The sequence below is a fragment of the Clostridium sp. KNHs214 genome (assembly GCF_000744935.1).
Lineage (GTDB): Bacteria > Bacillota > Clostridia > Clostridiales > Clostridiaceae > Haloimpatiens.
The window spans coordinates 327435-341213 of the sequence record NZ_JQMW01000004.1 but is presented as its reverse complement, the minus strand read 5'-3'; the positions used below and the strand labels follow the sequence as shown (position 1 = coordinate 341213).

At 29.1% G+C, this 13779-nt stretch carries 11 protein-coding genes and 1 other RNA gene; 10 read left to right on the top strand and 2 right to left on the bottom strand.

Features of this window, described 5'->3' with window-relative positions:
- Positions 1 to 34: 34 nt before the first annotated feature.
- Positions 35 to 559: a hypoxanthine phosphoribosyltransferase gene (gene hpt / locus CC89_RS01745; protein WP_035288549.1), complete on the bottom strand. Its 525-nt coding sequence runs from the start codon at positions 557 to 559 to the stop codon at positions 35 to 37.
- A gap of 2057 nt (positions 560 to 2616) precedes the next feature.
- Between hpt and hflX the strand changes: the two genes are divergently transcribed.
- The 9 genes from hflX to CC89_RS01700 all read left to right on the top strand — a co-directional run bounded on the left by hflX (position 2617) and on the right by CC89_RS01700 (position 12109).
- Positions 2617 to 4401 (top strand): GTPase HflX, encoded by a 1785-nt coding sequence (gene hflX, locus CC89_RS01740; RefSeq protein WP_035288328.1) that lies wholly within the window; start codon positions 2617 to 2619, stop codon positions 4399 to 4401.
- A gap of 131 nt (positions 4402 to 4532) precedes the next feature.
- Positions 4533 to 5825 (top strand): amidohydrolase, encoded by a 1293-nt coding sequence (locus CC89_RS01735; RefSeq protein ID WP_035288326.1) that lies wholly within the window; start codon positions 4533 to 4535, stop codon positions 5823 to 5825.
- Between the two features lie 214 nt (positions 5826 to 6039).
- Positions 6040 to 6369, top strand: coding sequence for a hypothetical protein (locus CC89_RS01730; protein WP_051931392.1), 330 nt, complete (start codon positions 6040 to 6042; stop codon positions 6367 to 6369).
- A 119-nt stretch (positions 6370 to 6488) separates the two neighbouring features.
- A complete protein-coding gene (locus CC89_RS01725; RefSeq protein WP_035288324.1) occupies positions 6489 to 6710 on the top strand; it encodes a hypothetical protein in 222 nt (73 codons plus the stop codon).
- A gap of 140 nt (positions 6711 to 6850) precedes the next feature.
- On the top strand, positions 6851 to 7747 hold the full coding sequence (locus tag CC89_RS01720) for a nucleotidyltransferase domain-containing protein (protein WP_035288321.1): 897 nt from the start codon (positions 6851 to 6853) through the stop codon (positions 7745 to 7747).
- A gap of 41 nt (positions 7748 to 7788) precedes the next feature.
- Positions 7789 to 9192, top strand: a complete 1404-nt coding sequence (pdxR, locus tag CC89_RS01715) for a MocR-like pyridoxine biosynthesis transcription factor PdxR (RefSeq protein WP_035288319.1) — start codon at positions 7789 to 7791, stop codon at positions 9190 to 9192.
- A gap of 24 nt (positions 9193 to 9216) precedes the next feature.
- A complete protein-coding gene (locus CC89_RS01710) occupies positions 9217 to 9876 on the top strand; it encodes a HEAT repeat domain-containing protein (protein WP_035288317.1) in 660 nt (219 codons plus the stop codon).
- Positions 9877 to 9890: 14 nt separating this feature from the next.
- Positions 9891 to 10538, top strand: coding sequence for a YigZ family protein (locus CC89_RS01705; RefSeq protein WP_035288316.1), 648 nt, complete (start codon positions 9891 to 9893; stop codon positions 10536 to 10538).
- A 398-nt stretch (positions 10539 to 10936) separates the two neighbouring features.
- A complete protein-coding gene (locus tag CC89_RS01700; RefSeq protein WP_035288315.1) occupies positions 10937 to 12109 on the top strand; it encodes an FprA family A-type flavoprotein in 1173 nt (390 codons plus the stop codon).
- A gap of 391 nt (positions 12110 to 12500) precedes the next feature.
- On the opposite strand, the gene rocF is transcribed toward CC89_RS01700, so the two are convergent.
- Positions 12501 to 13397, bottom strand: coding sequence for an arginase (gene rocF, locus CC89_RS01695; RefSeq protein ID WP_035288314.1), 897 nt, complete (start codon positions 13395 to 13397; stop codon positions 12501 to 12503).
- Positions 13398 to 13577: 180 nt separating this feature from the next.
- Here rocF and ssrS point away from each other — a divergent pair.
- Positions 13578 to 13761: non-coding RNA, 6S RNA (ssrS, locus tag CC89_RS19770), on the top strand.
- Positions 13762 to 13779 lie beyond the last annotated feature (18 nt).

Below are 13779 nucleotides of genomic sequence, written 5' to 3'. Positions count from 1 at the left end.
AATATAGTTTTTATTAGTGAATATGGATTAGAAATTATTTTTCCCAGTTAAATACGTAAGGTATATTTCTGTAATAGTCTCCATAATTAAGACCGTAGCCAACTACAAACACATCTGGTATTTGGAAGCAACAATAGTCAGGTTTTATATCTATTTTTCTTCTTTCTGGTTTATCTAAAAGCACACAACACTTAACATCCTTAGCGCCTAATTCTTTTACATGCTTCATTACAAAATCCATAGTTATTCCAGAGTCAACTATATCATCTACTACAAGTACATTATAGTTTTTTATGTTATCAGGAATATCATTTACTACCTTAACACTTCCACTAGACTCTTCTCCATGACCATAACTAGAAGTAGTCATGAAACCTATCATAGTAGGTAAATCCATATTACGAACTAAGTCAGCTGTAAATATAAAACTACCTCTTAATAAAGATAATACATAAACTTTTTCACCAGAATAGTCTTTAGAGATCTGTTTACCCACTTCCTTAATCCTTTCTTTTATTTGTTCTTCGGATATTATTATATTTCTTTTTTTATTATCCATATTTTCCACGAGGATACCTCCCAACTTCATAATACACAGTATTTACAATTTATAAAATTTATAATGATTAAAATTTTAAAAGTATATTATTCATATTAACAATATTTTTTGATTTTTTCAATTCATTTAATTTTATTGATGAATAATCACATGGAAAATAAACATATCCTTAAGTTACATTATAAACATTATTTACAAAATATATACATAGTTGTATAATATCACTGTAAAATATATTGGTACATATTACATTGAAGAAAAATCTGATTTTAATTCCGTAATAAATGTGTAATTTGGGACTGTTCACAATACGCCAAGAACTTCTAAATGTCTCACAGTTAAAGCGCCTAAAGCTTTCAAACTCGCTTCTTGCATTGCTCAAATAATGAAAGCTTTTTAACGGGTCTTTAACTGTGAGACATAAGAAGTTCTAAGGCTAGTTCAATAGTTCCCAATTCCACATTTATTACTACATTAAAATCAGATTTTTAGTTTAATATGTTTATGGTTGAAGAGGGAAGCCTACTAAAGGAGGATTTTCCTCCACTATGTTACGTAAAATCTTTAATTAAATAAATGTGATAGCAAAAGGCTATAACTGCTTCATTAAATGGAGTAGTTATAGCTTTTCTTTAAGGGCTTAAAAATCTTTTATTGGAGATAGTTAGCCTAAATAAACTCCTCCTAAAAATTAAGAACTGCCACTAAATCATTTTGGGACTAATATAAATCCTTAGTCATCAAATGTTTTTTAGTACTAGGTTCTAGATGTTAGAATTTGTTGTTATAATACATATATATGTTTCTTAACATATATGCCGATCATTCATTATAAATCAACAGGCTCATGCCAAAAAAACTTTATAAAGCACTAAATAAGGTCTAATATATTTTGCCGTGAGGCATTGAATTATATAAATCTTAAATTTGTAGTGTAGACCAGGTAAGAGCTATTACTTCTTATCTACAAGTTCTTATTTATCCAACAATTAAAGTTATATATTCTTATATATAACTCCTAATTATGCCTATGTATTTAGGCTGGCTGCCGCCAATTAAAGATTTTCCATAACGTAGTGGAGGAAAATCATCCTTTAGTTAGCTGTGTTCCTCCTCTGATAGTCTATGCAAGAACCCAAAAATCTGTCTTTAAGGTAACAATAAATATATTTTCTTAGACTATTGAGCTAGCCTTAGAAATTCTTTGTTTTCAAATTTCAATACCCGTTAAGAAGCTTTCATGTTTGAGCGCCGCTAGAAGCGAGTTTGAAAGCTTTAGGGTATTGAAATTTGAAAACATTAGAATTTCTTGGCGTATTGCGAGTAGTCTAAAAAAATATATTTATTGTGGACTTAAAGACAGATTTTTCTTATTGTACTTGCTTCACAATATTCTTATAATGTCATTTACAATGAGTTTTTAATGTTATAAAATTATATAAAAGTTGCAATTGAAAAGCTCATATATAATAGTAATTTACGTTTTCAATAAAAAATTAAATAATAATACTAAAAATGAGAAAAGCTTATAATATGATTATCCCACAAAAAGCATTACATTACCTGAATTATGAAATTTCTCTGGAATGACTTGCATAAGAAGCAAAGGAACTGTTTAAATTTAATTTTAGAAATTCTTCTTTTAGACAGATAAAATTATCGTAAGTCTGGCAAGGACGCCAGGCTAGCGAACCTGAGGCAGGACGCTGAATGTGAGCGTTAGATAATTTTATATGGCTAAAAGATTAGAATTTCTTAAATTAAATTTATTGTTCCGAGCTCTTATGCAAGTCATGGAGGAGAAATTTCATAATTCTATCACATTATACCTTTTTGTGGTTTAATCATAATATAACTTTAATAAATATATATTTGGGTAATAAAAAAATCATTAAGTCCAATTAGTAATTGTTGGTTAGATAGTTATGATTTACTTAGATACTAAACTGTATTATACTAATAGACTGAGATAAAATATTTTAAAATAGTACTTATTAATTAGTGGATACTTGAGATTAGAAATTCATAAAAATAGAATTAAGGATGGAGTTGAGAAGATGATAACTGGGAATATCGAAGGGATAAGAAATACAGTACTAGATAAATTAGAAGAAATATATGAAATAAACACTGATAAAAATTATACTTTAAATCTTCAAATGATTGATATATTATGTGCTGTAACTGCAATGATTAACAGAGAAATTAGTGTAGCTATAGACAGAAGGGGGAATGTTATAAATGTAGCTATAGGAGATAATTCTACGGTGGAGATAGCATTTGTGGATGTAAAAGATAAAAAATTAAGTGGAGTGGCTGTAATACATACTCATCCTAAGGGAAATTCAAGATTGTCTATGTTGGATATATCGGCTTTAGAGAGACAAAAACTTGACTATATAGCAGCACTAGGGGTGGAAGATGGAAAATGTAGAGAAATAACTTTTGGATTCTGTATTGTAGAGGATCAGCAATTGAAAGCTAAAGTAATAGGACCACTTACGGTGGAAAAAGCTTTCAATCTGGATATAAAGGCAGAAATTTTACAAAGTGAAGAAGCTATAAGTAGATATGAAAATGTAAAGGACGATTCGGAAAGAGCATTGTTAGTGGGAATTGATAGCGAGGAGAGTATAGAAGAACTAAAGGAGCTGGCAGATGCTTGCAATGTTAAAACAATGGATAGAATTCTTCAAAATAAAGAGAGGGTAGATACAGCTTTTTATGTGGGAAGAGGAAAAATAGATGAAATATCTTATTTGGTTCAATTACATAAAGCTAATGTAGTTATATTTGATGATGAACTTTCTGCATCGCAGATAAGAAATATAGAAGATGCATTAGGAGTTAAAGTAATAGATAGAACCACTTTGATATTGGAGATATTTGCTAGAAGAGCTAGAACAAAAGAAGCTAAAATACAAGTAGAATTAGCTCAGCTTAAATATAGACTTCCAAGACTTATAGGCATGGGTGGAGTTTTATCTAGAACTGGCGGTGGAATAGGAACTAGAGGCCCTGGAGAAAAAAAATTAGAGACAGATAAGAGACATATAAGAGAAAGAATATACGATTTAAAAAGGGAACTTGTAAAAATAAAGGATACTAGAAAGATTCAAAGAGAAAAGAGAGAAAAGGAAAGTATACCTAAAGTGGCTTTAGTAGGGTACACCAACGCAGGGAAATCTACACTTAGAAATAAAATATGTGAACTTTATGCACCAAATGAGGTTATGGATAAAGAAAATGTATTTGAAGCTAATATGCTTTTTGCTACTTTAGATACTACTATAAGAGCTATAGAACTAAAAGATTCTAGAATCGTTACTTTTACAGATACGGTAGGTTTCATAAGTAAACTTCCCCATGATTTAGTAGAGGCGTTTAAATCTACATTAGAAGAGGTTATTTATTCAGATTTACTTCTTCATGTGGTGGATAGTTCATCTTCTAGTGCAGTAGATCAAATAAATGTAGTAAACCAAGTGCTTAGTGAATTAAATGCTCAAGATAAATCTAGTATATTGGTGCTTAATAAAATTGATAGAGCAGATAGGGAAAAAATAGAGAACATAAAAGATAAATTTATAGGAGAAAATTTTATAGAAATAAGTGCTAAAGAAGGAAGAAACATAGATGAGCTTATGAATAAAATACAGCAGTATCTTCCTAATAATATGATGCAAGGAATTTTTTTAATTCCTTATGATAAACAAAATATAGTGTCCTATATTCATCAAAATGGAAAGATAAATGTGGAAGAGTACAAAGAAGAGGGAACTTATATAGAGGCCATAGTAGATAAAAAAGTCTATAATAAATATAAAGAATTTTTAATATAAAACTATAGATAAATTGTTTTACAATATAAGAGTAAAGGGAGACCTTTGCTCTTATTCGCTACAGTTTGTAATTTTACAATGTATAAAAGAATAGGGTGAAAATTTTAAAATACATGGAGGGGATAAAGAAAATGAATATATTAATAAAAAACGCTTTTATAGTTACCATGGATGAGAAAAAAGAAATAATAGAAAGGGGTTATGTGCTTATAGAAGGAGAAAACATTAAATCTGTTGGGGAAGGAGAATATAAGGGTGAATTTGAAAATATCCAGAACACTAAAGTAATAAATGGAGAAAATTACTGTGTGATGCCAGGTCTTATAAATGCTCATACTCATGCAGCCATGACATTATTAAGAGGTTATGGAGAAGGACTTCCTCTTATGCAGTGGCTAAATCACAAGATATGGCCAATGGAAGCTAAATTTAAAGAAGAACATATAAAAGTTGGTACTGAACTAGCTTGTATTGAAATGTTAAGAAGTGGCACTACTACTTTCAATGACATGTATTTTATGCAGGAACAAGTATTAGAAGTGGTAAAAGATATGAATATGAGAGCAGTATTAGGACTTCCTATGATTGGAGAAGCATGGGAAAATCAATTAAAGCAATCATTAGATATAATGCAAAAAGTAGACAAAGAAGGAAACAGCACTTTAAAAATGATGTTTGCACCTCATTCTCCATATACTCTTTCCTATGATGCTTTAAAGGGGATAGCACAAGCGGCAAAAGAAAAAAATAAAAGAATACACATTCATGTATCAGAGACTGAGGATGAAGTGAATATAATGAAAGAAAAGTATAATAAAACTACTTGTGAGCTATTGGAGGAAGTGGGGATTTTTCAAAGTCCAGTAGTAGCAGCTCATTGCGTACATTTAACAAAAAAGGATATGAATATTTTACAAAAGGCAGGTGTAAGTCCAGTATATAATCCTCAAAGCAATATGAAGTTAGCTAGTGGAACATCACCAGTGGGAGAAATGTTAGATATGAGAATAAACGTGTGTTTGGGCACGGATGGAACTTCTAGTAATAATAATTTAAATATGTTTGAAGAAATGGAGACTGCTGCATTTCTTCAAAAGCTTAAATACAGTGATGCAACTAAAATAAGTCCTAATACTGTTTTAAAAATGGCTACATATAATGGAGCTAAAGCCTTAGGATTTGAAAATTTGGGAATGATAAAAGAAGGGTTTAAATGTGATATTATAATGCTGGATTTAAATAGACCTAACATGGTTCCAGTTTATGACATGCATTCTAATTTAGCATTTTCAGCTAATGGAAGTGAAGTGCAATATGTAATAGTAAATGGAAATATAATTATGGAAAAAGGTAAATTGTTAAATATAGATGAAGAAAAAATAATATATGAAGGTAATAAATTGTGCAAAAAACTTATATATTAGTAGTATAAATTATCTAATATAAATTATAATAGGAATAAACTGTTTTATAAATTCCCAATCCACAGTCTTCAATCTTCAACAAATATTTTATTTAAGTACTAATACAAATGAATAGCAGCTTTATTACTAGTATCTAGACTATAAGTGAGGATTATCAATTTTTAATATTTAGGCTAATAACAACAAAACAATAGTATAAGGTGTGAAATTTATTATGGAGGAACAAAATATAATTGTATTAAGGGATAAACTTGTGGCGTTAAATCAAATAAGAGAAGAATTAGTAAAATTGGAGTTGGATCCAAAATATAGAATATTTTATGACCAAAATATAAGCCCTTTACTATTGTCCTTATTAAGTTTATCCTACACAAGCATAAATTTTAGTACTTCAGCTTCTTTTTTAAATACTATAAATACTAGTAAGAACTCAGAGATAAAGGATTTACTACATTTAGTATATGATATAGAGAACCTTTCTGAACATGTATTTTGTGAGTTGGAGAAACAGTTGGATATACTGATAAAATTGTATTGTAAATAGTTGATTTTAGAGGCTGTAAAAGCCTCTTTTATATTGCATATATTTTTCATATTTAGATTAAATTTAACATTATTGGCAAGAATATAATAATGATATACAAAATAAGAGAGGTGTCTTTAGTGGAAAAAATATGCCCCATATGTAATAAGATAGAAGTAAAAAATATATGTTGTTCTAGATGTAATGGAATCATGGTTGATGAAGGCAGAGTGCAAGAATACATGGGCCCTTATGGAGCTGAAATGCCTATAAAAGATTCGGAGGAGTATTGCTTACATTTATATTGTTGTGAAAAATGTAATTTTATGAAAAGAATATATATAAAAAAGATAGTTATATAAAAGAAATATATGCAAAACATGAAAGAATTAATTCATAAATTCGTATTTATAAAAAGAAGTCTATTGTTTTTATACTGTATTATATTATATAATATTCTTTATATAATGAATTTAAAATAAATTTAAAGGGGGGAAAGACTATGACTAATACGATACTGCAATATCAAAAAGCATTTAACAGTATTGTAGATAGATTAAAAAGTGATAAGTCTGTTTTAGCTGTTATGGTTTTTGGAAGCATGGTAACAGGAGATCTTTGGGATGAGTCAGACATAGATTTATTTGTAGTAAAGAATGATGAGGATAACACTATTAAAAATATGTATACTAGGGAAAAAAATGTTCCAATCCATATAAAGCTTATGAGTAAAGAGAAATTTATAAATTTACAAAGTGAGGATTTAAAGGGAGGATTTTTACACAGAATCTTTTCTGCATCTAGATTGGTTTTTTCCAAGGATATGGACATTACAAATAGGTATGACAGAGGAAGGTTTTATCCAGATTTAGACAGAGAAATATGGAATATGATTTACCTTGCAAAGGCTTTAAAAAATATTGGGGTTTGTAAGAAATACTTAGCAAATAATAGAATATATACTGCTTATACTTCAGCTATAAAATGCTCAGAAGATTTTGCAAAACTTAAAATAAATTCATCAGGATATATGGTAAGTAAAGATGTTATGAGTACAAGTATGAATATAGATGAAAATTTTAGGGCTCATGTAGACGAATTATTTTTTAATAATTTAAAGGCTGATGAGGGAATTAAGGGTATTATATCTTATATAGAAACAGAAATTGATAAGGATTTAAGAAATGTAACTGGATTTTTATTAGAGTATATAAGAGAAAAAGATTCTCTATTAAGTGCAGAGGACATTAAAAGAGATAAATTATTTAAGGATTTTGATATAGATATGGAAGAAATATTAAATAAGCTATGTGAGAAGAATCTTTTAAAGAAGGAAACAAGAGATTATAAATCTATAGAAGGAAATGTGTTATTTAAGGAAAATGTTTACTTTGTTTAAATAGCATAATATAAATGTAAAACTGTATGTGCGGTGATTAAATGGAAAAATATAAAGTTAATTTTCAAGAGGAAGAAAATAAATATATTCAAATATATAAAAATATTAAAAAGCTTATAGAAACATCTAAAATAGAAGAAGGAGATAAATTGCCTTCTATCAGAAAACTAGCTGATTATTTAGGAGTTAACAATGTGACTATAGTAAATGCCTATAGGAAGCTAGAAGAAGAAGGATATGCAGTACAAAAAATTGGCAGTGGAACTTATGCTAAAAGGAAAAATAGTGGAAGAGGTTTTAGAAAAGAATATGCCAAGGTCTTTAAAAACGCTATGGATCATCCTAAGGAAAAATATATAGACTTTACGGGGGAGGCTACTTGTGTAGATTTCTTCCCTGTAGATGTTTTAAAGAAGGTAATAGATGAGGTTTTGGATAGGGATGGGGCTGAGGCCCTAGTTTATCAAGAAACCCTTGGTTACCATGGACTTAGAAAGAGTATAAATCATTTTTTTTGGCAAGGAGAACTGAATGATGAGGATATACTTGTTGTATCTGGAGCGCAGCAAGGTATAGATATAGTTACAAAGTCTATAGTTAATGTAAATGACAATGTTATTGTAGAAAAACCAACGTATAGTGGTGCATTATCCGTTTTCAAATGGAAAAAAGCTAATATAATAGAAGCAGACATGCTTCATGACGGAATTGACATAGAACAGTTAAAGAAAGTTTTAAAAAGACATAAAATCAAATGTTTCTATACTATGAGTTATTTCCAAAATCCAACGGGTATTAGTTATAGCTTAGACAAAAAGAAAAAGATACTAGAGCTAGCGGATATATATGATTTCTATATAATAGAAGATGATTATTTATCAGAACTTATATATAATGAAAATTTACAGTACAAAAGTTTTAAGAGTCTAGATAAAAATGATAGGGTAATATATATAAAAAGTTTTTCTAAGATATTCTTGCCAGGTATAAGGTTAGGTTACTTAGTTTCACCAGTAAGATTTATAGAGACTATGAAAAATTCAAAGATAAATACAGATATATCTACCTCTAGTTTAATGCAAAGAACTCTTGATTTATATATAAAAAAAGGATATTGGAAAGAGTATATAAATAAACTTAATGATATATATGTAGAAAAATATAAATTTACTAGGGAAAAGATAAAAAACATATTAAAGGATAAAGTTGCCTTTAATGAACCACAGGGCGGACTAAGTTTCTATTTGAAAATATCTGATAAGATAAAAATAGACAGCATTAGTCTTTTTTATAAGTGTAAAGAAAAAAACATATTAATTACACCAGGGGTTCTTTTTTATAAATTTCCTCATGAGGGTAAACGATATTTTAAAGTGAGCTTTTCGCAGATATCTAATGAGGACTTAGAAAAGGGACTTAAAATTATTTATGATGTTTTAAAATAGAAATAAAAGAGAGATGAATAAGTAGTGAAAAAGAGTTTACTGAATGTTCAATGGAAGAATATACAAGATTATGATGACAAGGATATTTCTTATTTTCTTTTTTTGGAAGGTAAGGATTTAGAGGCTATTTCAAAAATAAGAAATTTAGATAAAATAAAGGTGCAAAACCACATAATAGAAGGTAAAATAAGGTATAGATTTTTAGCTAAAAATTCAAGTGTAGAAGAACTTTTTACGTCCATATATCAAGCAGGTAAAGAGGATAGAAAATTGTTTTTAAAATTTGTAACTGGAGAAGCAAAAGAAAAGTTAATAAATTATATAAAGTCTAATTATGCAGATATGCCACCTAAAAGTAAAGAGAGGGCAGTATGGATATTAGGAGAATTAAAAGATGGGACGGATATATTAAAAAAAGCTTCAGTACACAAATTCACTAGCATTAGAAGGCTTGCGGTATCTGCCATGGGTAAAATAGAGGATAAAGATTGCGAAATTGCTTTAGTTAGGGCATTAGATGATGAAAATCCTCAAGTGGTTTTATATGCTATAAAAGCACTAAATAAATTGAATAGTCAGTTAAATTTACAAAAGCTCGAGGCGATAAAAAGTAAATGGAATAAAGAGTATATAATCAGGGCGGTGGATGAGTACATTAATCATATGGAAGCTTCACAACTTTAAGAGGAGATGGTTTAGTGGGATATTTAACCATAAAGGACAGGGCTGAGGCTAGATTTTATGAAAAAAAATCAGAGTTTATAGGATATATAAAAAGAGTAGAAACGGAAGAAGAGGCTAAAGAATTTATAACAGAAATAAGAAATATGCATAAGCAAGCTACTCACAATGTTTATGCATATGTCATAGGAGAAAACAAAGGAATACAAAGATACAGTGATGATGGGGAACCTCAAGGTACAGCAGGTATACCTGTTTTAGAAGTTATAAAGAAAAACAATGTATCTGATTGTGTTGTGGTGACAACTAGATATTTTGGAGGGATATTATTAGGAGCAGGAGGACTTATAAGAGCCTACTCAAAATCAGCAGCTATGGCTATAGAACAAGCAGCAATAGTAGAAAAAGTAAAGGGAATGCCTATAGAAATAATAATAGATTATGATATGTTAGGAAAACTTCAATACACTTGTGAACAGAATGGATGGTATATTGAAGATACAATATATACAGACAGAGTAACTCTTTTATTTTATTTTGAAATAGATAAAAAAGAACAATTTGAAAAAAGAATTATAGATATAACTGGTGGTAAGGCAATAATAGAAGAAAAAGATGAAGATATTTTCTTTAAAAAGGATAGTAGATTGTATTTAGCATGCTAGTGAGCCAGAGTACTAGTGGATAGTGTAATGGTTTGGTGGTGGATTTATAAGCATAATAAAATTTATAATAAAAGTAAAAATAAAAGGAATACTAGTAAAAGTAAGTAAATCAATCTTTGCACATAAATTTTGAGAGCTGCAGTAGATAAATAAAGGAAATATAAATATGGGTTAAATTTAAAATGTAAAATTTAAGGTTGAAGCTCCTATGGAATTAAGATATTCATTTTAAATTTAAAGTATTATAATTTAAAGTGAATAATAGTGACTGTGATAAGAAATGTGAATGGTATGTTTAAATAATAACTATGTAATAATTATTATTAGTTGAAAGTAAAAGTATATTATGGTAATATAATTATATATATGTAATAACAATAGATATTGGAGGTATAGTTATGGCTGTAGAAAAATTAAAAGAAAATATATATTGGATTGGAGTCAAAAATCCTGAACTTAGAGTTTTTGACATAATAATGGAAACTAAGAAAGGAACCACATATAACTCCTATTTAATTAACGATGAAAAAGTTGCTATAATAGATACAGTTAAAGATGGGTATTATGATGAGTTTTTAAGCAATATAAAGAGCGTTATAGGAGATAAGAAAGTAGATTACATAATAGTTCAGCATACAGAGTTAGATCACAGTGGTTCATTAGTTAAACTTATAAAGGATTTTCCAGAGGCAAAGGTAATTGGATCAAAAGCAGCATTAATTTACAGCAAAGGTATAACTAATATAGATTTCAATGCTATGGATAAGCCAGATGAACTAAGTTTAGGAAAAACTACGCTTCAATTTATATATGCACCAAATTTACATTGGCCAGATACTATGTTTACTTATGCTAAAGAGGATAAGACACTTTTTACTTGTGATTTTTTAGGATGTCATTATTGTCCACAGGGGTGTATGACAGATGCTTGTACTGGAGAGTATTTTGACGAAATGAAATACTATTTTGAAGTTATAATGGGACCATTTAAAAAATTTGTACTTGCAGGGTTAAACAAGATTAAAGATTTAGATTTTAAAGTAGTAGCTCCAAGCCATGGACCTATACATGTAGATGATTTAGAAAAATATTTAAATTTATATAAGAAGTGGGCTACAGTAGAAACTCCACAAGAAAAAATAATTCCTATTTTTTATATTTCAGCTTATGGTAATACAGAAAAGATGGCTAGATACTTCCAAAATAAATTAGAGGAAAGCGGAAATAGATCTGAAGTATACGAAATAACCACTACAGACATGAATAAGATGGTGGATATGATTGAAAAGGCTCCTGGATTTATGATAGGATCACCAACAATAAATCAAGATGCCGTTAAACCAGCTTGGGATTTATTATCCTTTGTTTCACCTATAGTAAATAGAGGAAAGGTAGCAGCAGCCTTTGGATCTTATGGATGGAGTGGCGAAGGTGTACCAATGCTAACTGATAGAATGAAAAGTTTAAAATTAAAGGTAGTAGAATCAGGATATAAGGTAAATTTTGTGCCATCACAAGAGGAGTATAAAAAGGCAGATGAATTTATAAATAAGTTTATTGAACTTTTATAATTTTTAGATACATGAAAAGAAATAACAAGTCAAGGATGTTAGTATATTTTGTGTGAGACAAGGAAGCAAGTTCCACCTTTGGTAGAACTATCGGCGGGTTCTGCTGACGCAGTAGCACACTGAATTATTATTTATTTAAATGTGCCCTAATGGAAGGGTTAAGAAATATGTCTTATTATATCAATAGCAATGCTTGATAGTGATAAAATTATAATACTAAAATATAAAAAGAGCCCTAGAATTCCTATGTATAAGTAATATACTTAGAGATTTTAGGGCTTAATCCATAACTGTTTTTTTATGAGTGATAATGATAAGGCTCCTGATTTAGCAATACTAGGGGACTTAATCAATAAATGTTTAGTCTTTAATTGGATAAAAAATAACCGAGTTAGAGATGCTCTGATATCCAGTCGATTAAGTCTAAGCAAAGATTTAAAGTTTGTGGTGAAAAATCCAATTTGGTGTTTAATTCTACGAAATCTAAAGAACAAATTAAATTAGTTTCTAATAGAGCTTTTAAAGCATATTTACCGTGAGACACTTCTATACCTTCGCATACAGGAGTTCCTGTTCCAGGCACTAAATTTGAATCTAGGCAGTCTATATCAAAACTTAGGTGTACTGCATCTATATCTTTAGATTTTAGCTTACAAATAACATCTTCCATTACTTTTTCAATGCCTATTTCTTTTATAGTATTCGTAGAATATAAATTTATGTTTTTATCTTTAATAAGCTGAGTCTCACCTTTGTCTAAGTCTCTAGCAGCTATTAAAAATACATTTTCAGGGTCTACATTTACTCCATGATAGTATGTATTAGTTAAATCATCATGACCTATTCCCATAGCTGCAGCCAATGGCATACCGTGAACATTTCCAGAAGGAGTGGTTTCATGGGTATTAATATCGCCATGAGCATCTATCCAAACTACTGCTAATTTAGAATATTTTCTATTAGCACCCCTTAAGCTTCCAAGACCAAGAGCGTGATCTCCACCAATGACTAATGGAAAATTACCTGAGTTTATAGAGGTATATACTTGATGCGCTAAGTTTGTATTTACGTCTACAATTTCTTTTAAATATTTCATTTTATTGTTGTGCGTATACTTATTTTCTTCTGCAACCTCTGGAACGTATATGTTTCCAAGATCGTAAACTTTATGATTGTACTTCTTAATAATGTTTATAATGCCATTTTCTCTTAGTGTATTAGGTGATAAATCAACACCCTTTCTATCACAACCATAGAATAATGGTACTCCTATTATATTTATGTCCATAATGCAACCTCCAAAATAAATTTTTTATACAGAAAATCATTATACATTAAATGAAATAAAAATTTAACTACTTTGAAAAAATACAAATAATTAAAAAAACAATAAAGATTTATGCAATTATGAATTTGGGGGAGCATATACTATTGTATATAAATTTTAAAATGATATAATAAATATAAAGTTATCCTGAAGTGTTCGCAAGGCTTATTGGTTCAACCGACACAATAGAATAGGGATTTTCAAAATTCTTAAGGATATGAAGAATTTGATATTTTATTAAATTTTGATAGAATTAAGATGCGAAGAACCCACCTGGTGTATAGCCGGGTGTGTACTATAAGCTAAACGGCATGTCGGGAAACTTATTAAATGTAATTAAGAG

Bases quoted from the DNA above. Each gene is read 5' to 3' on its own strand.
- hpt (WP_035288549.1), bottom strand. From the start codon at position 559: ATGGATAATAAAAAAAGAAATATAATAATATCCGAAGAACAAATAAAA.
- hflX (WP_035288328.1), top strand. From the start codon at position 2,617: ATGATAACTGGGAATATCGAAGGGATAAGAAATACAGTACTAGATAAA.
- CC89_RS01735 (WP_035288326.1), top strand. From the start codon at position 4,533: ATGAATATATTAATAAAAAACGCTTTTATAGTTACCATGGATGAGAAA.
- CC89_RS01730 (WP_051931392.1), top strand. From the start codon at position 6,040: ATGGAGGAACAAAATATAATTGTATTAAGGGATAAACTTGTGGCGTTA.
- CC89_RS01720 (WP_035288321.1), top strand. From the start codon at position 6,851: ATGACTAATACGATACTGCAATATCAAAAAGCATTTAACAGTATTGTA.
- pdxR (WP_035288319.1), top strand. From the start codon at position 7,789: ATGGAAAAATATAAAGTTAATTTTCAAGAGGAAGAAAATAAATATATT.
- CC89_RS01700 (WP_035288315.1), top strand. From the start codon at position 10,937: ATGGCTGTAGAAAAATTAAAAGAAAATATATATTGGATTGGAGTCAAA.
- rocF (WP_035288314.1), bottom strand. From the start codon at position 13,397: ATGGACATAAATATAATAGGAGTACCATTATTCTATGGTTGTGATAGA.